General features: G+C 37.8%; 21 protein-coding genes. 11 read left to right on the top strand and 10 right to left on the bottom strand.

The window, feature by feature from the left end; all coding sequences use genetic code 11:
* The first annotated feature begins 11 nt into the window (after nucleotides 1-11).
* Together ORQ98_RS18735 and ORQ98_RS18730 are read left to right on the top strand one after the other, a co-directional pair.
* Entirely contained in the window at nucleotides 12-2,909 is a 2,898-nt protein-coding gene (locus ORQ98_RS18735; RefSeq protein WP_274690340.1) for a methyl-accepting chemotaxis protein, read from the top strand.
* Between the two features lie 136 nt (nucleotides 2,910-3,045).
* Nucleotides 3,046-4,029, top strand: coding sequence for a coiled-coil domain-containing protein (locus ORQ98_RS18730; protein ID WP_274690339.1), 984 nt, complete (start codon nucleotides 3,046-3,048; stop codon nucleotides 4,027-4,029).
* Between the two features lie 39 nt (nucleotides 4,030-4,068).
* Here the strand turns inward: ORQ98_RS18730 and ORQ98_RS18725 are convergent, their stop codons facing one another.
* The 4 genes from ORQ98_RS18725 to ORQ98_RS18710 form a co-directional block, all read right to left on the bottom strand.
* Nucleotides 4,069-4,317, bottom strand: coding sequence for a hypothetical protein (locus ORQ98_RS18725; RefSeq protein ID WP_274690338.1), 249 nt, complete (start codon nucleotides 4,315-4,317; stop codon nucleotides 4,069-4,071).
* Nucleotides 4,318-4,724: 407 nt separating this feature from the next.
* Entirely contained in the window at nucleotides 4,725-5,657 is a 933-nt protein-coding gene (locus tag ORQ98_RS18720) for a tetratricopeptide repeat protein (protein ID WP_274690337.1), read from the bottom strand.
* Nucleotides 5,658-5,659: 2 nt separating this feature from the next.
* Nucleotides 5,660-6,127, bottom strand: a complete 468-nt coding sequence (locus tag ORQ98_RS18715) for a hypothetical protein (protein ID WP_274690336.1) — start codon at nucleotides 6,125-6,127, stop codon at nucleotides 5,660-5,662.
* A 39-nt stretch (nucleotides 6,128-6,166) separates the two neighbouring features.
* Nucleotides 6,167-7,507: an ATP-binding protein gene (locus ORQ98_RS18710; protein ID WP_274690335.1), complete on the bottom strand. Its 1,341-nt coding sequence runs from the start codon at nucleotides 7,505-7,507 to the stop codon at nucleotides 6,167-6,169.
* A 196-nt stretch (nucleotides 7,508-7,703) separates the two neighbouring features.
* On the opposite strand from ORQ98_RS18710, the gene ORQ98_RS18705 reads away from it, so the two are divergent.
* Nucleotides 7,704-8,126 carry a hemerythrin domain-containing protein gene (locus tag ORQ98_RS18705; protein WP_274690334.1) on the top strand — a complete coding sequence of 141 codons (423 nt, stop codon included), beginning with the start codon at nucleotides 7,704-7,706 and terminating at the stop codon, nucleotides 8,124-8,126.
* 80 nt (nucleotides 8,127-8,206) lie between these two features.
* On the opposite strand, the gene ORQ98_RS18700 is transcribed toward ORQ98_RS18705, so the two are convergent.
* From ORQ98_RS18700 to ORQ98_RS18685, 4 genes are all read right to left on the bottom strand, one after another.
* Nucleotides 8,207-9,322 (bottom strand): alkene reductase, encoded by a 1,116-nt coding sequence (locus ORQ98_RS18700; protein WP_274690333.1) that lies wholly within the window; start codon nucleotides 9,320-9,322, stop codon nucleotides 8,207-8,209.
* A gap of 125 nt (nucleotides 9,323-9,447) precedes the next feature.
* Complete coding sequence (locus ORQ98_RS18695; protein ID WP_274690332.1) at nucleotides 9,448-10,038, bottom strand: TetR/AcrR family transcriptional regulator; 591 nt, start codon at nucleotides 10,036-10,038, stop codon at nucleotides 9,448-9,450.
* Between the two features lie 164 nt (nucleotides 10,039-10,202).
* Entirely contained in the window at nucleotides 10,203-10,976 is a 774-nt protein-coding gene (locus tag ORQ98_RS18690) for an MBL fold metallo-hydrolase (protein WP_274690331.1), read from the bottom strand.
* A 165-nt stretch (nucleotides 10,977-11,141) separates the two neighbouring features.
* Nucleotides 11,142-11,903, bottom strand: coding sequence for a type 2 periplasmic-binding domain-containing protein (locus ORQ98_RS18685; RefSeq protein ID WP_274690330.1), 762 nt, complete (start codon nucleotides 11,901-11,903; stop codon nucleotides 11,142-11,144).
* A gap of 195 nt (nucleotides 11,904-12,098) precedes the next feature.
* Between ORQ98_RS18685 and ORQ98_RS18680 the strand changes: the two genes are divergently transcribed.
* The 8 genes from ORQ98_RS18680 (at nucleotide 12,099) to ORQ98_RS18645 (ending at nucleotide 18,127) form a co-directional block, all read left to right on the top strand.
* Entirely contained in the window at nucleotides 12,099-12,926 is an 828-nt protein-coding gene (locus ORQ98_RS18680; protein WP_274690329.1) for an alpha/beta fold hydrolase, read from the top strand.
* 47 nt (nucleotides 12,927-12,973) lie between these two features.
* On the top strand, nucleotides 12,974-13,267 hold the full coding sequence (locus ORQ98_RS18675; RefSeq protein ID WP_274690383.1) for a DUF1244 domain-containing protein: 294 nt from the start codon (nucleotides 12,974-12,976) through the stop codon (nucleotides 13,265-13,267).
* A 131-nt stretch (nucleotides 13,268-13,398) separates the two neighbouring features.
* Entirely contained in the window at nucleotides 13,399-14,682 is a 1,284-nt protein-coding gene (locus tag ORQ98_RS18670) for a hypothetical protein (RefSeq protein ID WP_274690328.1), read from the top strand.
* Between the two features lie 36 nt (nucleotides 14,683-14,718).
* Complete coding sequence (locus tag ORQ98_RS18665) at nucleotides 14,719-15,501, top strand: MlaA family lipoprotein (protein WP_274690327.1); 783 nt, start codon at nucleotides 14,719-14,721, stop codon at nucleotides 15,499-15,501.
* A 69-nt stretch (nucleotides 15,502-15,570) separates the two neighbouring features.
* Nucleotides 15,571-16,281, top strand: coding sequence for a glycine-rich domain-containing protein (locus ORQ98_RS18660; RefSeq protein WP_274690326.1), 711 nt, complete (start codon nucleotides 15,571-15,573; stop codon nucleotides 16,279-16,281).
* Nucleotides 16,281-16,802: a hypothetical protein gene (locus tag ORQ98_RS18655; RefSeq protein ID WP_274690325.1), complete on the top strand. Its 522-nt coding sequence runs from the start codon at nucleotides 16,281-16,283 to the stop codon at nucleotides 16,800-16,802. The genes ORQ98_RS18660 and ORQ98_RS18655 overlap by 1 nt, the downstream gene beginning before the upstream one ends.
* 274 nt (nucleotides 16,803-17,076) lie before the next feature.
* Nucleotides 17,077-17,334, top strand: coding sequence for a hypothetical protein (locus tag ORQ98_RS18650; protein WP_274690324.1), 258 nt, complete (start codon nucleotides 17,077-17,079; stop codon nucleotides 17,332-17,334).
* A gap of 25 nt (nucleotides 17,335-17,359) precedes the next feature.
* Nucleotides 17,360-18,127: a substrate-binding periplasmic protein gene (locus ORQ98_RS18645; RefSeq protein ID WP_274690323.1), complete on the top strand. Its 768-nt coding sequence runs from the start codon at nucleotides 17,360-17,362 to the stop codon at nucleotides 18,125-18,127.
* A gap of 31 nt (nucleotides 18,128-18,158) precedes the next feature.
* Here ORQ98_RS18645 and yaaA read toward each other — a convergent pair whose 3' ends face one another.
* A complete protein-coding gene (gene yaaA / locus ORQ98_RS18640) occupies nucleotides 18,159-18,923 on the bottom strand; it encodes a peroxide stress protein YaaA (RefSeq protein ID WP_274690322.1) in 765 nt (254 codons plus the stop codon).
* A 178-nt stretch (nucleotides 18,924-19,101) separates the two neighbouring features.
* Nucleotides 19,102-20,499: a PhoH family protein gene (locus ORQ98_RS18635; RefSeq protein ID WP_274690321.1), complete on the bottom strand. Its 1,398-nt coding sequence runs from the start codon at nucleotides 20,497-20,499 to the stop codon at nucleotides 19,102-19,104.
* Nucleotides 20,500-20,741: the final 242 nt, after the last annotated feature.

Below are 20,741 nucleotides of genomic sequence, written 5' to 3'. Positions count from 1 at the left end.
AAGAGTCATTAATGACTAATAAAAAAGAACCCAAGCTAACTGGAAATGAAGAGGATAAGCATAATAAATTCTATTTAAAAAATATCTCGATCAGGTGGCGGTTGATAGGGGGATTTGCTTTTTTATGTATGTTGACACTGTTGACTGCAGGAGGTGGATACTATGCACAAAACCAACTTGGTAAGAGTTTGATTGATACTACTAAAGTCATTTCAATAGCAAATAAGCAACAAAAGATTCTAAGTCAGCAGTTAAGTGTAATTAGGACGGTAACTAATGATATTCATTTTGCAAATAATATAAAAGCCATAAACTCTCACCTTGAAAAATTAACTGCTATTACTAGTGATAGTGGACAAGTATTGTCGTTAATTAGCTTTGTTAGAAATAAGCTTGCTATTGAAAAAAGTAATTTGATCGCGTATCAAGAAAAACTTTCTCGTTTAGCTGTTGAGTTAAGGGATGATTTTTCTGTAATTAGTGAAAATGTTATATCACTTGTTGACTCTTTGACATTTGAAGTGAAAGTTAATACAGCCTCGTCATTTAGCTCCAGTAAACAGTTATTAGATAAAAATAGATATATTATTAATAATCAAGTGAGTTTGCTTGCTTCAAGTGCAAAAGATACTTTGTCTGTATTGCAAAAAGAAATTGCAATTGAAAAATCAATTATGTTATTAGGTTTGCAGAGCAAAGACTTGCTTTTGGTTAAGAGACTTAATGAATTAAAATATATAGAGATAGATATTAGTGATACATTTGATAGATTAAGAGGTAATTTGACTGGTTTTTTCGAAGGAGACTCTGCTGTTGATTTTTTAGCTAGATTAGATCGGGTAAAGACTATTGTTAACACGCTTATTGATGAAAAAGAAAGGGAATTAAAAAATGGTGTAGAAACCTTGGATGAAATAAAGTTAAGTAATATCTATGAAAAAATTAACAGTGAGTTTGAACAACTTGAAGAGTATTCTAGCGCAGTTTTTGACACTATTAACTTTGAAGTTGAAGTGAATGTTAATGAAGTTGAAGAAAATATTGGGGCTCAAGTTGCTTCGGCACAAAACTCAATAAAGATTGGTCTTGAAGAATTAACTAATACAACAGAAAAGTCTCTAGAGACTGTTAGTTTGGTGTTGCAAATAAAATCTGTTGCGTTAGAAATAGAGAAACTAGTCAAAGAGGTTCTTCTAAGTAAAAAAATAAAACAAACCAGGTACGCATTGGTGGATATTACTGAATATATTGATCAAGCATTAGTTGGCCTTTCATCATTGCCAGAAAGCGATGCCAGTAATCATATTATATCAGTATTATCTTCTTTAAGAGTAAAGTTACCTACTCTAATCAAATTAAAAAATAGAGAGCTGGTTTCAGCTGAAAATATTAGTAAAATGTTTATTGCATCAACAGGTAATGAAAGTAGTAGTTTATATGACTTGATAGAGTTGCTAGATGAAAATATTAAAAATACAGCAATAAACTTGGAGGAAGAAGTACAGTCGGCATTGCTGGAAAGTAATAAAAATACAGTTTTTTGGAAAAATGTACAAGTATTGTTAGGCATTATTAGTTTTTTGTTTGCATCTGTTGTTGGGGTGGTTATTTTTTATTCCATTAGTAGGCCTTTAATTGAGTTTAAAGTAACAATGGCTGAACTAATTAAAGGTAATTTTCGTTATAAATGTCGTTATCAGGCAAAAGATGAAATTGGGGTCATGGCGAAATCAATTCAAGATTTATTTAAAGACAAAATTTCATCTGTAATTCGTAATGCTAAACAACTGGCAGTTAGGCAAAAAAATCAAGCAGATGGTTTTGCAAAATCATTTAATGTAATTGCTTCAAGTTCTGAATATTTGAAGTCACAGTCTAGTGAAATATCCAATAGCTCAAATGTTATGGCTACTAACGTTTCCTCTGTAGCTGAAGCAATGGTATCTACGTCTAATAATATAGGAGAAGTAAATATATCAATTGATAAAATAGTAGATCTTTTAAAAGATTTGGATGACTTATCAAAATTTAGTGATTCAGAGGTTGATGAGTTGGCTCAAATTTTAAAAAATATCTTTAGCAATATCCATAAAGTTACCCAGCAAATAAATCAGTATTCAAATGATATCAATAAAATAAATGCTTTATCGGAGCACTCAAGTCAAGCTGCAACAAGATCTCAGTCAAGTGTGCAGTTAACCTTAGATGTATTAAATGAGCTGGAAGATGTTACTGAAGAAATATTTAGCTTTATTGATAAAATATCTGAAATATCTACTCAATCAAATGTGCTTAGTTTGAATGCAGCAATTGAGGCTTGTCAAATAGAAGAAGGGTCTGGCGGGTTTAGAGTTGTTGCTGAAGAAATGAAAAAACTAGCTATTCAAACGCAGAATGCAAATGCTAGGCTTGCCAGCCTGGTGAAAGTTGCTCAGACCCGTTTACAATCAGTAATGGATAACTGTGAAAACTCGTTTGAACGGACAAAAGAGGTAAATGAAAATAACCTTCAAATAGCAAAACTGTTAATGCAACAGGCTGCTACAGTTTCAGATGTTTCAACTAATATTGAATCTATTTCAAGCTCTTGCTCAAATGCAGATACCATCACAGATAGAGTAACTTCGAATTTTAAGAAAATTTCTAAATCAATAGAAAACAATTTTTTAGCAACCAAAACCATGAGTGAAAATGCTAGTGAATGTGAAAAGCATATAGTTTCTATTGTCGAATTAATTAAGAAATCATCTGAAGAAGCATCTCGTGTCAATACGAATATCAAAAACGTTAATAAAGAAATAATTGTAATTGACTCAAATGTAGTTGAAAATCAAAAAGCCTCGCGAGAGCTGTATAATGCATCAAAAGAGTTAGAAGGATTAATGGCATTCTTTAAAGAAGATAATTAGTTTTATATCTCTCTCATAGAAGCGACATCTATGTGTCACTAAGTCTACGATATCTGATGTTTTATTGACCAATTTTAGGCTCAGAGCTAGTCTATTCTATAACAATATTAAGTTAGAGTATTACACGGGGCAAATAATGAAGAGATGGTTAGGAATGTTATTGTTGCTGGTGACATTCCACACCCAGAGTGCGTTACTGACTGTCGAAGAGGAAAGAAGCAAAGCAGCAATCTATGAAAAGTACGACACTGCGTCTATTTTGATAGAAATCAATGAGATACAAAACAGGCGTCGTAACTTACAGCTTGAAAAGAAAGAGAAAACCAGACGTCTATCTGAATCCAAAGAGCAGTATAAGCAAAAAATTCAAGAGCTTGAGGTTGCACTACTTAGGAGTAAGCGCGCAGAAATAACCAATGAAGTACTCTCATCTAGTGAGAGTAGCCCTCAAGTGTTGTTTCAAGATCTTGAAGATCTGGCAACGAATATTAGTCGACTTGAGTTAAACGGGGCATCGACTAATGAGCAGTTGACTCAACTGACGGCTAAGCTTGATGGCTTGAAGCGTAGTTTCAAGCGCACTCGCAGTCAAAAAGATAGCCAGTTACTAGCCTTACGTGAACTCATTTTAGAGCGTTATACAAAAGAAGTCTCGACAGTTAAAACGATGGATTATAAAGGCTCATTCCGCTGTGGTACACGAGTGAGTATCCATGACTGTATGGGGTTAGTGCCCCTTGAAAAAATGGTGTTGGTTAAAGCGAAGAAAAGTTTGCCTGTTGCAAAGGTAGCCATTCTTGAGCACAGTTATATAAGTTTTTCACTAGACTTGAATGGTAATGCTAAGTTTGCTGTTAATGTTCGATTTACAGGTACCTTTAGTGCTGATATTAATGAGCAGATTAATCAGGCATTAGGGATTAATGCATTTGAAGTGGTGATTTTAAGTAATCGTGATGATGCGGAGCACTTTGTTAATGGTGATTACATCGGTAAGGGTAAGCGAGTATCAATTACGGTTAGTGCGGGGCAGAATGCATTCTATTCGCTAGCAGAAAACAAAAAAGAGTCTGTGGTTGAAATGATTACTGATAACCAGAAGCTGACTTTTAATTTTTAGTAATTTCAAGAACTTTAATTCTTCAAGCCCTATTGAATACTACTTAAACATATTATCTATTGTAAGTACTTCTAAGTTTTCTAACGAAGAAAGCTCATCCCAAGTAGCTCTTAATGGGAAAAAATACGGAAAAACAGGCTCATTGTTTAAGTGATCAATAATGTCTTGAGATAAACCTGCCGCATTGAGCTTTGCTAATTCAATAATAGTAACTTGGTGTATTATAATATTCTCTGGTTTAATTTTATTTATAGCGTTTTTTTTGTTTTCTATTTCACTCAGAAGCATATCATTGAAAATGTTATGTTTCTTTATAAAAAGCTCAAAGTCATGAAGGTAGGCTGAATATAAAAAAGTACCGATGATAGAAACTTCTTAAGTTCTTCAGCCTTCTCCTTGAAATAGTTGAGTTTTTGGACAATAAATATCCTAAACAAGGTACTATATTTCGGTTGATGCAAGCGGGTGATCTGGATGCAGTAATGACTCCATTTATTAAACAGCGAGCTTTGTTTTTAAAACAGTGATCTGAGTTTGAAAACCAAGTAGAACCAGGGCCTTTAAAGGGGGGAAAATTACAAGCAGAAGAGCAAAAGTGTATTATTGCTTCTCAATAATCAGAAGGGCTTTTGCTTTACCTATCATGTTGAAAAATAATGTTAAAAGCCCCTAAAAATGCACTTTTGACAATACACTTAAAATTTTTTATTAAAGGAAAATGATTGCAATTCCTTGGCGAGTGAGCGTTGAAAAATAATGGGACCAACCCAACTATAAATACAGAAGGCTAGCCAGGCGAAAGTACTGATAATTGCTGCACTGCCCATTTCTAAATCAGTAAATAATTGATTGCCCAGGCGATAGAGGAAATATAAGCTAATCAGGATAAGAATTTGTCTTGCTTCACCAATTTTGGCCATAAAGCTATTGAAATGCCACCATAATCCTAGCCAGGGACTTTGTTTAGCTTTAATAGCACTCATTAAGAATAATGGCTTTATTGCTATTGCATTATGGCTCAGAGCCCATAATGCGTGGTCTTTTGCTTCTTGAATATTCCCCAGTTGTAAATGAATAGATCCCATTAGGGTAATGGCATCCTGGTCATCAGGGTCTAAATGCATGGCATCTGTTGCATAGGCTTGTGCCTGTTGATAGTCACCTTTTTCCACGTAATATTCACCAAGCGCTACATGACAGTCGACCAGCTCGGGTTGGATGGCAATGGCTTGTTCTAAAATAGGTAACACCTGTTTGGTTTGTCCAGTTAACTCCAGTAGGTTGGCTTTTGCTAATAAATAGGAGGCATTAGTAGGCTCTATTTGTGAGGCTTGATTTAAATTATCTTCGGCCATAGTAAACTGGCGTGCGGCGGTTAAGATAACCCCTTGTGCATAATGGCAAAACCCTGAATCTGGTGCTAGGCGCAAGGCAATAGCCGCTTCATGCTTGGCTGCTTCCAAACGTTTATTATGAAATAAGCAAATGGCCAGTAATGCATGGGCTTCAGCGATATCCGGCTCATAAGACAGGAGCTGTTTCAGGCTGTCAATGGCACCATGGGTGTCACCATGATGCAGTTGTTGGTCGGCGAGTGTAAGCAGCTGTTCAATTCGATTGTCGTTCATACTTACCTTAACACCAAAAAAATAAAGCTGGGTAATAGCTGAAGAAGAGAGAACTGTTGAAATACAATAACCATGGCGATAAATGGAATGGCGCCATTACTGATGGTTTCCTGGTAATACTCAAACAGCTCGAAACTGCGGTTTTGTAACTCAAATACTTTATAGGAAATGGCAAGCTTCCAAACTGTCAGCACGATAAGCAAGTAAGGAATAGTAGTATTATCAATAATACCTTGGCTAAACGCGGCAATAATGGCAAATACAGCAAGGGTAGAGCCTAATAAGCCTACTATAATCCAGCCGATTTCTTTTTTTAAATAGGGGCTGCCTTGAAAAAAGCCATTGGCAAGAAACCATAACCAGGAAATGCCGGTATTGACAAACATTAAAGCAAATAACGGCCACATTGGCCTGACAGCCAGTTTGGCCTGGGCTGTGGGGGTTGGTTCGTCAGGTATTGTATAAGTCATAGCGTATTTTAATTATTGATTAATATTCAGGCTAGGCATTTAATATTTTCCATGTTTTTTCATGAAGCTTAGTACATCGTTATATAAACCCGATTCGTTGGCATATTTGGCATAATTGCGAGCTGAAGTCAGCCAGTCAATGGTAGTGGCTTTTACTTCTCCCATGGCTTGTTGTAGGTGTTGCTGGTTAAGTGGGACATCCTCTTGGCTGGTAATGGAGTCTTCAATGGCATTGTCGATAGCTGTTTCCACCAGGTTTTGTAAGTCAGCGCCGGAAAAGCCGCTGGTAGATTTTGCCAAAGAGGATAAATTTAAATTGCTTTCAGTTGGGCGGTCTTTGAGTAAAATATTAAGAATATTTTCTCGGGCTGCTTGATCGGGTGGTGGAATAAAAATCAGCCGATCAAAACGACCTGGCCTTAAAAAAGCAGAGTCAATTGCCCAGGGCACATTGGTTGAGGCAAGCACCAAGACCCCATGATTATTTTGGGCAAACCCATCTAACTCAGATAAAAACTGGCTTACTAATTTAGACGAGGTGCTCTCCCTTGAATATTGACGTTTACCGCCAATAGCTTCTACTTCATCAAAAAAAATAACGGCAGGTGCCTGATTACGAGCTTGTTCAAAAATAGAGTGAAGTCTTTTTTCTGACTCGCCAATATACATATCCAGAATATCGGCAAGCTCAACATTAAAAAAGTTTGCTTGGCACTCGCCGGCAGTTGCACGGGCTAACAGGGTTTTACCACACCCCGGCGGGCCATATAACAAAATTCCCCCGCCAACACGCTTGCGAAAACGCTGAAAGAGTGATGGCTTTTGATAGGGGAGAATGATTTTTTTATTAATCTGTTTTTTAACTTCAGCTAAACCGCCAACATCAGCAAAAGTCACTGGTTTTTCTACTGGGGCCAGAATTCGTTTTAGCTCTGTTACATTTGTATCATCATTGGCAATGACTTTGAGCTTGGGTCGGCTCTCCTGGTGTTCGTTGCCAGTCATACCCAACCTGGTTTCCAATGCTTTATCCTGTAAAGCGGAACTAGCTTGAATGGCCTGTTGATAGTGAGCTTTGGCTTGCTCTGGATTGCCGCAGGCAAGCTCAGTTTTGCATAGCAACAGCTGGGTTGATGGGGTATTACTGGTACAAAACTGTTTAGTTTTTTCTGGCAGCCCAGCTTCCAGGTAAGCTTCGGCAATCGTTAACTGGTCCTCAACATCAGTAACTATCTCAGGTGTGACACGGCTAAGGTGCTGAATTGCCTGATCAATACCATGTAACTGTTTGCTTTCGCGAAAAACCGTTAATGTAAGCGGTAAGTTATCAGGTGATACAGCTAAAGCATCAATTAACGATTGGAGTGTCTTGTCATCCACAACAGTTGTCATCCATAGGTGTGTATTGATTGAGAGCATTTTAGCTGAAATCAGCAACGGGGCAAAAGTTAACTTACCGCTTTTTAGGAAGGGAAAGCAGGGTTATCTACCTGTTAGCTACAAGCGGTTAGTGGTTTTTAATAGAGAGTGTATACTAACTTATATAGCTTATAGAAAATAAAGGCTTATGTTGATTATGGAAAAGCAAGGTAAAGCACTTATTGATAGTTTTATTGTTGAGCATAGAGTCATTCAGCGTTTATTGGACGAGGCGATGTATGAAGGGATTGGCTCTGCTCGTTGTAAAGCGAAGCTATATAAGGCAAAGCAATTAATTTTATCTCACTTAAGAAAAGAGGATGAGCTGTTATACCCTGTTTTAATGGAACATAGCTTTAGTGAACTTGCAGAAGGCTATGCTCAGGATATGCTGAGTATTTCGAAAGATGCATTAACTTTTTTCGATAAGTTTGAAAATGGTGAATATGATAATCAAATTATGGAATTTGCCAAAGCCTTAGGTAATATTATTGGAGTTTTGGGGCACCGGATTCAAACAGAAGAGGTAATGCTTTATAAAAGATATATTGAATGTATTGAGAAAACACCACCGGAATAGCTGATAAACCGCAAAATAAAAAATACGACAAGCAAAGGGGAGTAGGAAGCCCTTGGTTTGTCGTATTTGTATGAACATCCTTAAGCTGGCTCTGCTTCAGGCTCTAATAACGGGTAATCGGTGTAACCTTTTTCATCGCCCCCATAGAATGTTTCTGGCTGAGGTGTATTAAGTTCAGCATTATTTTGGAAGCGTTTTACTAAATCAGCATTAGCAATATAAGGTCGACCAAAAGCTACCAGGTCTGCGTGTCCATTGTTAATTATTTGTTCGGCACTGGCTTGGGTATAAGCCCCGCAAACAATAATAGGCCCTTGGAAAGCCTGGCGTAACTGTTGGCGAAACTCAAGACTATAAGGCCGGCCATTATCCCAAGTGGGTTCATTAATATGAATATAGGCTATTTGTCGTTTATTGAGCTGTTCTGCTAAGTACAGGGCCATAGTCTCAGATTCAGTATCAGCAATATCATTAAATGAACCATTTGGTGATAATCGAATACCTACTTTATTAGCACCTATTGCATCGATTAGGGTATCAATGATTTCTAAAGCAAAATGTGCCCGGTTGACGATAGAGCCGCCATATTCGTCGGTACGCTGATTGCTGTTGGTAGACAAGAACTGATCTGGTAAATACCCATTAGCAGCATGCAGCTCAACTAAGTCAAACCCTGCTTCCATTGAATTAAGAGCCGCTTGTTGGTAATCAGCAATAATTGTCTGAATTTCATTTATTGTTAGCGCTTTGGGAGTATCAGTGCTGATACGCGTTAATTTGCCTGCTTGCAAGTTATAGCTTCTGGCTCCATCGGCTTTGATAGCTGATGGTGCTACAGGGGCTTGATTATCGGGTTGAAACAGTCGGTTAGAGATCCGCCCGACATGCCATAACTGGATGGCAATACGCCCACCAGCTTGATGTATGGCATGAGTAACTTGTTGCCAGCCAGCTATTTGAGATTGGCTATAAATACCTGGGGTGCAGGCATAACCTTGACCCTGTGGAGAAATTTGGCTGGCTTCAGAAATAATTAACCCTGCTGAAGCACGCTGAGTGTAATATTGAGCCATTAACTGGTTGGGCACATCCCCTGGTGTACTTGCCCTGGAGCGAGTTAAAGGTGCCATGATGACTCGGTTTGGCAAATGTAAATCACCCACCTGGAATGGAGATAATAATTGATTTGCTGACATAACGCTTCCTTAGTAGACCAGTCGTCTAGTTGTTAGGTAGAAAAAAATGAGGCGGGACTGTAAGTCTACCAGGCCTCATGATTGGTATTGTTGGTGTATTGCTAATGTGTAATAAATATCAAATTTTATTTTGCCAGAATGCGCTCAGTTAAAGCCATAGCATTGGTAATGGCTGACTCATCCCGTCGTACTTTAGTAATTAAACTGGCTCCCATCCACTGTTGATACAGAGTAAATGCTGTATGGTGTGGCTCTAGTTCTGCTGAGAGTGAGCCGTCATTAATGCCTTGCTCAATGCAAGTAGCAATTTTCTGAATGATCGAATCAATACCCGACTTTAATATTAAACGCATGTCGTCGGATAAATCAGAAACTTCAGCAGAAAGTTTTACTGCCATACATTGCTTATCGCAGCAGATGGTTGCCTGATTTTCAAACCAACGCTGCCAATATTCCATTAACAGTTGTTTGCCTGTTTTTTCTGGCTGATCAAATAGCGCTAATATCAGTTGGTTGTAACTGTCAAAATAACGTTTGAGTAGTTCTACGCCAAACTGTTCTTTTGAGCGAAAGTAATGATAAAACGAGCCTTTGGGAACATTGGCTTGTGTTAAAATTTGTGCCAGCCCTACTGCAGAAAAGCCTTTGCTGAGAATTAACTGTTCACCAGCATTCAGGATAGTTTCTCGGGTTTCTTGATGTTCACTACGTGTCATAATTGGATATTAGCACCTGATTAGACCGGTCGTCTAGTTCGATTTTTAGATCAAATAATCATACTTATTCTTAGGGTTTGGTTATATGGTGTTTTTACGGGAATGTCTATAAATGGTTAGCAGTTAATAACAAATGACCCTAGTGAAGAAAGAGTAACTGCCTATCAGGGGTTCCTTTCTTCTCTGGGGATAGGTCCAAATAAAATAGAGCGAATGACATTTTGCTTCGACATATCCCCTCGTGTCAGTAAGGTGCGTAAGCTGTCTTCATTGCCCAACAGTTGTTGGCTAATGGCTTTTACTGAATAACCTTTTTGATGAAGATAGCGGGTTTGCCCTTCTAGCTCTGTTAAGTAATTAAGCTTATTTTGCAGTGCTTGCTTGCCATGTTTCATGACAGGACGGTGAGCACAAAATAAATGTTCAAATTCTAAAGTTACCAGCCGTTTTAAGCTTTCCATCGTTTTGGCGAAATCTTCATCACCTCTAAATAGTTTAATTTTATCTGCTAAAAAGGCATCACCAGAAAATAGCCAGCCTTCATTGGCCTCAAAAAAAACAACTTGGTCATCGCAATGGCCAGGTGCAGGGATAACTTTAAATTGATAATGATCAGTCTCAATAATGTCGTCTAAACAGTCAACTTGAACTGTTGGGGCTTTCCCCCATACTAGTTGATGATAAAGCTTATATTTAAAGCCACTGGCCATTTTTGTGGCACTAGCTGGTGAAGCAAGTACAGTAAAACCAGCGTCAACCAAAGCACTGGCACTGCCGGTATGGTCTTCGTGGTGGTGGGTAATAATGGCTTGGCGAATAGACTGCTCATTAGCAAACTTGAGTACTCGACGATGTTTGCTATAAATCCCTGTGTCTATCATGACTCCATCAACAGCATAACACCTAACGGTCATTACTGGAGGCATAAACTTGAACATGGGTCTTCCCATGTGTAGCGCGGTCACTGGCCCAAATTGCTCAATGCAGTCCATAGCGTAGGTTAATACCAATAGTGATTGTCTTGTTGTATTATATACACGACATAATACAAGGAATATATATGTTTAGCGAATTTTAGATGTATGCTTATTGTTATAAAAGGTTTAAAACTCAACACTTACATTATACTTTTTTCGCAGTTTGTCTATCAATTGTGCTTCGGCAGCTAAAAATTGATTAAATGTTTTGATAGTTTTTGGGTGTTTAACAGTTGAAAGATAATATGAGCTTTTTATATAAGGTAGTTTGTTATTAAACACTAATGCATTAGGCGAGTGAATGGTATAATTTAAATGATATCTTGCAACAGCAATATTAACATAAGCGCCATCAATTTTACCGAACATTACTTGGGATAGTAATTCAATCATTGTTTCGCTTTCATGTAATTGAATCTGGCCAGACTCAATTAGTTCAGTATATCCCCAAGGCGTAAAATTTTTTATAGTGCCCAGTTTTTTTAAAAAAGGTAAGTCTTTAGATTTTGTCGCTGGCATAACTATAAGACCATCAATATATTGGCTGACGGAATCACTGTAATGTACCTTTATATTTTCTTTTCCTTTTGTATTCCACTGTGGGTTATCAGGGTATTTAAAATCTATTGACTGTGTCTGTAACAGCTCTGTATAGAGTTGACTCACAGATAAAAGGCGATATTCAATAGTGTAATTATGGACTTTGGCAAAAGTATCGAAAACCTCTCGTGTGTAGCCAACTAATTTTCCATATTCATGGCTATAGTGCGGAAAGTAACTGAGTTTTTCTACTCCAATGATTAAATGGTTAGCTTCTTTTGCATGGCTTATTCCAATGAGTAACATCCAGCAAAATGTTTTATAAAAAAAACTAAAGCTATTAGCCATTATGCTTTACTACCTGGAGACTAAGTTGCTTATAAGTGTAGGGTTGATGACTGGAATTTTCCTCCAGCTGAAACATTTGTTTGTTAAGCTGGGTCATATAAACATTGCTTTACTCTAATGCTTCTATGACGAGTGAAGCGATCCTAGACAGAGAACTTATGTAACGTTAGGTGGCTATAGGTGGGGGCTTAGAGTATGTTTACGCTATGGTGGCGAGTATGTATTACGACCATCCTTTCGTTAAGCTTATTAGTGGTATCGGGATATCAGTGGGTTCAGTTAGTTCAGGCATCAGTTGATGTGAATGCTAATTCTTATTTTATAGGCGTTGAGCCGCAAAGGTTGCACTATGTTAAAACAGGTAACTCAGATGCTTCTGTTAGGGTGATTTTTATCCATGGTACGCCTGGAGAGTGGCAAAACTATTCCCATTATTTAGCTGATGAGCAATTGATGACACAAGCAGAACTAGTGGCTGTTGACCGCATTGGTTTTGGCAAGTCATCAGCCAACGTGAGTCCCTCATTGGCTACTCAGGCAAAACTGTTAAAACCTTTGTTAGAAACTGACAAGCAAATTATTTTGGTGGGGCACTCATTAGGAGGTTCCCTAGCAGCCAAAATGGCTATCGATTATCCTGCTAAAGTAGCTAGTATTATGCTAGTGGCTGCTTCTCTAGATCCAAGTCTTGAATCCCCTCGCTGGTATAATCAAGTGATAGATTGGCCTATGATCCGCTGGTTTGTACCAGAAAAGCTATTAAAAGCTAACCAAGAAATATTTAGTTTGGCTAATGAGCTGGAAAAAATGGCGGATGACTGGTCAAATCTTAAGGCTAACGTTCATATTGTTCATGGTAAAGAGGATAAATTAGCTTATTTTGGTAATGCTGAGTATGCTGTACAGCAGTTAGTGGGCAAAACGGTAAGCTTAAATGCTGTTGTGGGAGAAGGCCACTTTATCCTATGGGAAAACCAAGAGTTGATAAAACAGGATTTGTTAAGTTTGATTCAGAGGTTATGATAACTAGAGGTGCCCTTAAATCTAACTAAATTAGTGAATGAATGAGCATGGAACAAACAGATAAACAGGCTGCGATAGAAGCAGCAGTATTTAGACGACTGGTAGCGCATTTAGACAGCCGCAAAGATGTACAAAACATTGACCTGATGAACCTGGCTGGTTTTTGTCGTAACTGTCTGAGTAAGTGGTATGTCCAAGCAGCAAAAGAGCAAGGCACTGAAATAGACTATGAGCAAGCCAGAGAAATGGTGTATGGTATGCCTTACCCTGAATGGAAGAAGCAGTACCAGAAAGAAGCGACTGCAGAACAGTTAGCAGAATTTAATAAAACCAAAAAGTAAAGGTAAGCTTAGTTTATCAATGGAGTGTGAAATATAACTAGGTTGAATACAGTGCACGAATAATGTTCGTGCACTGTATTCCTGTTCCTATCATGATAGATGACTTGTAAAAGCAACGGATTGTACTAATTATGCTTGTGATAAAGCAAAAACAAAGGTATTTATTGTTAGCTCTCTTAATTTCATTAGCTTGTGATGCAGCAGTAACCTCTGAATATGGATTCCCGATTAAAAACCCTTTTTTTGCAACAATAGCAACTTCGCCACCAGAATATCGACCAAAGTTATTGAATGATGGTGAAATTCAGCAGCAGACTATTACTATTAGAGGTATTAGAGATAACTTACCAAGTAACCTATGGGATGTTAAGGATTTTACTGTGCCTGTTGCCTATCAGTCAGAGGCTGCCCCGTTAATTTTTGTTATAGCGGGTACTGGTGCAAGCTATAAAACTCAGAAAATGCAGTTTTTGAAAAAAATATTTTATCAAGCAGGTTTTCATGTTGCTTTATTGTCTTCTCCTACTAACTATGACTTTATTACAGCGGCTGCCCCACAAGCGAGACCAGGTTTAAGTAAAACAGATGCAAGTGATTTATACCAAGTGATGAAAAAAACAGTTGCTCGGCTTAAAACTAACCATAAAATAAAAATAACTGAAAATTTTTTGGTTGGCTATAGTCTAGGCGCTTTACAGGCTGCATTTGTTAGCTATTTAGATTCTACCATAAATAACTTTAAATTTTCGAAAGTAGTTTTAATCAATCCACCTGTGGACCTGTATACATCATTACAAGCTCTTGATAAATTGGCTTTAGCAAAGGCTTATAATGTCAATAATGCAGAAAGGTTTTTTAATTTGATGTTTACTAAGTTAGCCTCCTTTTTTGCCAGCCAAGGTTACATAGCAATTGAGCAAGGCCTGTTTTTTGATATTCAAGGTTCTGGACAGGCATTAACTAGAGAGGAAATGGCATTATTGATTGCTGCCAGCTTTCGGTTTAGTGTGGCTGAGATGAGTTTTGTGGTAGATCAAATCAATAAACTTGGAGTGTATATTGACCCAAAAGAAGAACTAAATATTAGTACGTCTATGACTCATTACTTTAAACAAGCATTGCTATGTAACTTTGACTGCTATTTAAATAGGTTTGTAGTACCTTATGTAGGAAAACCTTTGGTTGATATTGTTAAGAAAAATAGTCTGAAAGCGCTGGAGCAATACTTGTCACAGTCAAGTACTATTTATGTGGTTACTAATAAAGATGATTTTATTTTATCAAATCAAGATATACAATTTTTAACTAAAACCTTTGATGAAAGACTAACTTTATATCCTTATGGTGGCCATTGTGGAAATCTTAACTATCAACAGAACGTTGATGACTTATTAAAGTTACTAAAATACAAGTAGCAGGTGCAACTATCAATAGTATAAAAGTCTATAAAAATGCTTAAGATAAAAAAAACAACCTTGATGGGTATTTGGTTATTTGTAAGTATGCATTGTTTAGCAGCTGAACGAGAATATCCTCTTGAAAGCCTTGATTTTCGTGAAAATGAAACCAGAGGGGCTACAATAAAAGACATCGATTTTATCGATACATATGATCCATTAGAACCAGCTAATCGAATTTTATATAAGTTTAACAGGCAGTTTGATGAAGCTGTGTATTTGCCAGTTGTATCTACTTATGAGTATTTAATTCCTGAGTTTGTTCAGGATAGAGTGAGCAAAGTGCTTAACAATGTTTCTGAGGTGGCGAACATTGTCAATAATGGACTGCAATTTAATTTGAAAGGAACGTTATACAGCTCAGGACGTTTGTTGATAAATACTACCGCTGGTATATTGGGGGCGTTTGATGTAGCCAGTTATATTGGAATACAGCGGCACAATGCAGATTTTGGTCATACGCTAGCGTTTTATGGAATGAATGATGGAGCTTATATTGTATTACCTATTTTAGGACCAACCAATCTTAGAGATATGACAGGGCTCATAGTGGATAGTTTTTTACTTAACCAGGTTAATTGGTTGACAATACCTCGTAGCACTGTTAGTCATCCGGCTGTTTTCGCGTTAAATGCTATTGATCGCCGCCATCAAATTCCATTTCGTTATGGTTCACTAGACTCACCTTTTGAGTATGATATGGTACGTTACCTATATAGACAGTCGCGTTTGTTGAAGCTTGAGGTCAATGAACTAAGTGAGCAGCGCGAGTTTTAAAGTGAGTTAGGCTTATATATCCTATGTAGCTCAGCAGTAAGAGTAGGTGAAGTAAAAGGAGTATTAACATTGCGAATATACAGTGATATGACTAATAGCAGCTTATGGGAAAAGCTAAATAGGTATCAAGTTGCAGCCCCTCAGCAGCAGTTATTTATTAATAAGCTGCAATCAGAAACCGGGTGGGATAAAAATTACTGCTTACTTGCTATAGATGAATATAAGAAGTTTATCTATTTAGCTTGTATCAGCAAAACCCCTGTTACGCCATCAAAAGCCATTGATGCGGTTTGGCATTTACACTTGACATTCAGTCGCTCTTATTGGATTGATTTATGTGACAATATACTACAACGCCCCATTCACCATGACCCCAGTGAGGAAAATGATGAAGCCCTTATGCAAGATCAGTATCAATATACCTTGCAAAAATATGCTAACGAATTTGGTGTAGAGGCTCCTGTAGCGGTTTGGCAGAAAGAGCCAGAAATAAATTCAAGAAAGTATCCTAAATTACTACTGATTTTGGGTTTACTCTTTGGCTCAAGTTATGTCTATGCAGGACTTTCAGAAACACTTGAGAATGTATTTTCTTTAGCTTTCTTGATAGCTTTTTTTTGGATTTTTGGGTATTTGCTTTTTGGTGGTAATAAAGGGGGGGCATCACAACGCAGAAAGAAAAAAGGAAAGCGTAAGAAAGGCTCTTCAGGTAGTTGCGGTAGTGGCTGTGGAAGCTGTAGTAGTGGTGGAGGTAGCAGCTGTGGAGGAGGAGGTGATTGATGACTAATATGTCATATCAATTCATTTGTCTGCGAATTGTTACGCTTTTATTATTAGTAACTTTACAGCTCGGTTGCCAACAAAACTCTAGTGATATTACATGGCATAACTCTCGAGAATATACGTTACAACTATATAATAACGGTATGCTAGTTTTAAATGCAGAGGTAAACTATCTTGGTAAGCAGCCGCCAGTTGATGTAGATATTAAGCACAACTGGCAGCAGCAGGATACGGACTTTTACAGTGTTAAGTTTACTAATCAGTATCAACGTTCTATCCACTTTGAAAAAATTATATATCAGCTGGAAAAAGGTAAATTATTCAGTCAAAAAATAAAAGATAAACAGGAAATAGCCGAAGATTACGGGTTTGTTAAAATTTTGCCAGGCAACTCATTACTTGATGAAAGCTCTTATGTTTGGTCATACGCGGACAGTAATATTTTACATAGATATTTTCATTTTACAGTAGATGGTGAGCACTTAACAGCTGACTTACCCTTGGTTTACCAAAAATAAAGTAATATTAGATTAATATTTGCTTAACTTCCTTAAAGGCTGCCTAATAATGACTCATGATAGGTATATATAAAGAGCCTATGCGCGCTATGCTAAAAGTGTCTTTGAATTAAACAGTAGCGAAAGTTGGCTGCTTAAAGTTTGTATTCTATTTGCTGAACAGAGGGTAATTTATAGCGTTTAAGCAGCTTGGCAAATTACTTGCTTTAGCTAGGGTGCATTTATTTTTTATCTACCACTATTTTCAAGATCTTTTTGACTTGAGGTGTAAGATATGTACCTGACAAGAGATAATAAGTTAGCCAGTAAATTCTCAGATAATCAAAGTTTGCCAGATCAGATTATTTTAATTAAAGAGCGATACTCTCAGCTGCTTAATGATAGTTTTGCTAAATTACCTGAGCAAAAAATGGAGTATAGTTTGTGGTCTTGGTTGATAGTATATGAAGCACTACAGCGAATTTTAGATTATAACTTGCCAGCGAATGACTTTGAGGGTGAGCTGAAAAATGTTATTGATATGCGGTTGTAATTAAAGTTTATATGTAAGCAAAATAATGGTTAGGTTAATAGCGCTTGCTATACTATTTATCAACTCTTGCTACGCTCAAACTGTCATATTGGCCTGTGGTGACTCTGCAAACCCACCATTTATCATAGAAGGGGGGACAAAGTTAGTTGATGAAAGGCCTGGTGTTTCCATAGAGATGCTTAAGTTAGTAGAGGAAAAGCTAAAGGTTAAATTTACGTTTTTGCGTATGCCTTGGCAGCGAGGGCTAAAAGCGATTGCTGCCAATAAGATTGATGGCCTTTTTCATAGCAGTTTTAAGCCTGAGTGTTTGGCAATAGGGGTTTACCCCATGCAAAATGGTAAACTCGATATTTCAAAAAGAATGCTGAACTGGTCGTATGTATTGTATAAGCTTAATAGCTCTCCTTTGAACTGGGATGGTATGCAGTTTACTGAGCTGGATGGTGCGATAGGTGCTACAAGAGGGTATGCAGTAGTTGATCAGTTAGTGAAGTTGAGCGTAGATGTTGAGGAGGTAGAAAATACTTTGCAAAATATGGAAAAGCTGGTAGCAGGACGTATAGCTGGTGTTGCAGACTTAGAAACAATGGGGGATTTTATTTTAAAAACATATTCACCAAAATATGATCGTGTAGTTAAGGTAAACCCTCCTCTTAGAACTAAAGCATACTTTTTAATGTTGTCTCATCAGTTTGTTAAGCAAAGTCCAAAACTCTCCGAAGAGATTTGGGCTACCATTGAGCTTATACGTGAATCGGATAAATATAATGAGCTTTTGAGAAAGTACATGTGATTGATTCACGTATCAAGCTATCAGAATATTACTATTTTCTGGTGAATATCCATTCCTTAGTAGATGATAAATCTGGTTGATATTGGTAGCCAGCTAAATCAAACTGTTTTAGTTTTTCTGGGTTTTTAATTTTATTTTTTACTAAATAATTAACCATCATCCCTCGAGCTTTTTTGGCTAAGAAGCTAATGACTTTATATTGACCATTTTTCCAGTCTTTAAAAACGGGGGTAATAATGTCTGCATCAAGTAACTGGGATTTGATGGACTTGAAGTACTCATTAGAGGCTAAATTAATCAAAGGGCCTTTTACATTTGCTAGCTGTGAATTTAATTGTTGGGTAATTTGGTCATCCCAAAACTGATATAAGTCTTTACCATTAGGGTTTTCTAATTTGGTGCCCATTTCTAGCCGATAAGGCTGGATAAGGTCTAATGGTCTTAATAAGCCGTAAAGCCCTGATAATATCCTTAAATGTTGCTGAGCAAACTCAAACTGTTTTTCTGTAAAGCTTTCTGCTTCTAATCCAGTATATACATCACCTTTAAAAGCTAATACTGCTTGTTTGGCATTGTCAGGGGTAAATGGTAAATACCATTCGTTAAAGCGGGCTGCATTTAGCCCCGCAAGTTTGTCGCTTAGCTTCATTAGCTGAGCTAGTTGATCGGGGCTATATTGACGAAGTACTTTAACTAGTACTTCTGATTGCTTTGATAGCTCAGGTTGAGTATATGTATGAGTGGTAGGGGATGTTTCAAAATCCAGCGTTTTGGCAGGGGAAATAACAGCTAACATAGTGGCTCTATCGTATTGTTCTAACAGTCAATCAAGTCTAGCGAGCTCTTTGCTCCTGTACAAGAGGTGGCCGTCTATAAAGGCGATAGGGGAAGTATATCGCCTCTACAACTGTTTATATCTTTCGTTTTGGGTTTGATTGAATGCTGTTATGCTCCATTAGCAATTAGGGGCAACACTATAAGTTTTGTTCAGCAAACTCGGCTAGCAATGATCGTGGAACTCCTCTCAATTGAATGTTTCCCCCGTAAGCAAAGTTTTTAAAGCGTTCTGTTAAATAAGTGAGCCCTGAGCTGGTTGCGCTAAGGTAGGGGGTATCGATTTGGGCCAGATTACCCAAACAAATCACTTTACTCCCACTACCTGCTCGGGTAATGATTGTTTTCATTTGGTGAGGTGTGAGGTTTTGGCACTCATCAATAATGATTAGGCTATGCTGGAAACTCCTGCCACGGATATAGTTGAGTGATTTAAAGTGCAGTGGCACTTTTTTCAGGATGTAATCGATACTACTGTGAGTACACTCATCTTCACAGTGAAGTGCTTCCAGGTTATCAGTAATGGCGCCAAGCCAAGGCTCCATTTTTTCTTCTTCGGTGCCAGGTAAAAAGCCGATATCTTCATCTAACCCTTGTACACTGCGAGTAGCAATAATACGGCGATATCGTTTGCTGGCAACGGTCATTTCGATTGCTGCTGCCAGGGCTAAAATTGTTTTACCTGAGCCTGCTGCCCCTGTAAGGTTAACTAGATGAATATCGGGGTCCAGCAGTAGCTGAAGTGCCATTGCCTGGTATATATCTCTGGGCTGTAACCCCCAGGCTTCCTGTTGCATTAGAAAATCATGGGTAAGATCAAGCATAGTGACTTCTGTTTCACTAATGGCTTTAATTTGCCCGATAAAGCCCTGTTCATCCAAAATAAACTTATTGGGGTATACCTCAAAAGTTAAGTTGTCTTTGGGAATAATGTGTAATGTTTGCCCTTGCTCTTGTCGGGTAGACACATGGTGTATTTGCTCCCAAAATGAACCAGCAATTTCCTGATAACCTTTGCTTAGTAACTCCACATCAGATACTAACTGGTCGTTGTGATAGTCCTGAGACTCTATACCACAGCCTCTGGCTTTTAGGCGCATATTGATGTCTTTACTGACCAGGATGATTTTTTCATCTTGGCTAAGGTGCTGTAGCGAACAAATGTGGTTAATAATGATGTTGTCGTTTGCCGGTGAAAGAAAGGAAATGGCTGGATCATTGGGAGGCATCATAATAGCCAGTGTGCCTAAGGGAGGGGATTCATCATAGCGCCGAATAGGTACGCCTTGTTCTACCTCAGCAGGTGGGGCTGAGCCAAGGATTTGATCAATGACGCGTATTGCCTGTCGGCAGTCTGCAGCCATGGTGTGCTTGCCTGTTTTAAGTTTATCAAGCTCCTCTAATACTGTAATGGGAATAATAACTTTGTGCTCATCAAAACTCATTACTGCATTGGGGTCGTGGATGAGAACATTGGTATCTAGAACAAAGGTGCGTTTCTGGCTCTTGATTAATTCAAGCTGGATGGCATCTACCATAGGTGGGTACCTTTCAGTGCAAAAGACCACTATCTAAAGAACATGTATTCCAAAAGAAACTTGTTCCTGTTTCCTATGTAACTACAACAAGATGGCAGTAGCGTGACTAAAATTAACCTCCTTGCTTTAGATATTAAACTAAAACAGCTAACCCACAAGGTCTAATATTGTTTAAAAAAACGTCAAAAGATGTAGAAGCATTTCTATTAAGCAGGTTTAGACTGGACGTTAAATTTTTGTAA

It is taken from the genome of Spartinivicinus poritis (assembly GCF_028858535.1).
GTDB lineage: Bacteria > Pseudomonadota > Gammaproteobacteria > Pseudomonadales > Zooshikellaceae > Spartinivicinus > Spartinivicinus poritis.
This window is presented reverse-complemented; position numbering and strand designations above follow the sequence as displayed.

Excerpts from the sequence above, each read along its gene's own strand:
- ORQ98_RS18685 (WP_274690330.1), bottom strand. The coding sequence starts at position 11,903 with ATGGCTAATAGCTTTAGTTTTTTTTATAAAACATTTTGCTGGATGTTA.
- ORQ98_RS18695 (WP_274690332.1), bottom strand. The coding sequence starts at position 10,038 with ATGACACGTAGTGAACATCAAGAAACCCGAGAAACTATCCTGAATGCT.
- ORQ98_RS18645 (WP_274690323.1), top strand. The coding sequence starts at position 17,360 with ATGGTTAGGTTAATAGCGCTTGCTATACTATTTATCAACTCTTGCTAC.
- ORQ98_RS18720 (WP_274690337.1), bottom strand. The coding sequence starts at position 5,657 with ATGAACGACAATCGAATTGAACAGCTGCTTACACTCGCCGACCAACAA.
- ORQ98_RS18675 (WP_274690383.1), top strand. The coding sequence starts at position 12,974 with ATGGAACAAACAGATAAACAGGCTGCGATAGAAGCAGCAGTATTTAGA.
- ORQ98_RS18665 (WP_274690327.1), top strand. The coding sequence starts at position 14,719 with ATGCTTAAGATAAAAAAAACAACCTTGATGGGTATTTGGTTATTTGTA.
- ORQ98_RS18680 (WP_274690329.1), top strand. The coding sequence starts at position 12,099 with ATGTTTACGCTATGGTGGCGAGTATGTATTACGACCATCCTTTCGTTA.
- ORQ98_RS18670 (WP_274690328.1), top strand. The coding sequence starts at position 13,399 with ATGCTTGTGATAAAGCAAAAACAAAGGTATTTATTGTTAGCTCTCTTA.
- ORQ98_RS18700 (WP_274690333.1), bottom strand. The coding sequence starts at position 9,322 with ATGTCAGCAAATCAATTATTATCTCCATTCCAGGTGGGTGATTTACAT.
- ORQ98_RS18730 (WP_274690339.1), top strand. The coding sequence starts at position 3,046 with ATGAAGAGATGGTTAGGAATGTTATTGTTGCTGGTGACATTCCACACC.
- ORQ98_RS18635 (WP_274690321.1), bottom strand. The coding sequence starts at position 20,499 with ATGGTAGATGCCATCCAGCTTGAATTAATCAAGAGCCAGAAACGCACC.
- ORQ98_RS18735 (WP_274690340.1), top strand. The coding sequence starts at position 12 with ATGACTAATAAAAAAGAACCCAAGCTAACTGGAAATGAAGAGGATAAG.
- ORQ98_RS18725 (WP_274690338.1), bottom strand. The coding sequence starts at position 4,317 with ATGCTTCTGAGTGAAATAGAAAACAAAAAAAACGCTATAAATAAAATT.
- ORQ98_RS18655 (WP_274690325.1), top strand. The coding sequence starts at position 16,281 with ATGACTAATATGTCATATCAATTCATTTGTCTGCGAATTGTTACGCTT.
- yaaA (WP_274690322.1), bottom strand. The coding sequence starts at position 18,923 with ATGTTAGCTGTTATTTCCCCTGCCAAAACGCTGGATTTTGAAACATCC.
- ORQ98_RS18705 (WP_274690334.1), top strand. The coding sequence starts at position 7,704 with ATGGAAAAGCAAGGTAAAGCACTTATTGATAGTTTTATTGTTGAGCAT.
- ORQ98_RS18690 (WP_274690331.1), bottom strand. The coding sequence starts at position 10,976 with ATGTTCAAGTTTATGCCTCCAGTAATGACCGTTAGGTGTTATGCTGTT.
- ORQ98_RS18715 (WP_274690336.1), bottom strand. The coding sequence starts at position 6,127 with ATGACTTATACAATACCTGACGAACCAACCCCCACAGCCCAGGCCAAA.
- ORQ98_RS18650 (WP_274690324.1), top strand. The coding sequence starts at position 17,077 with ATGTACCTGACAAGAGATAATAAGTTAGCCAGTAAATTCTCAGATAAT.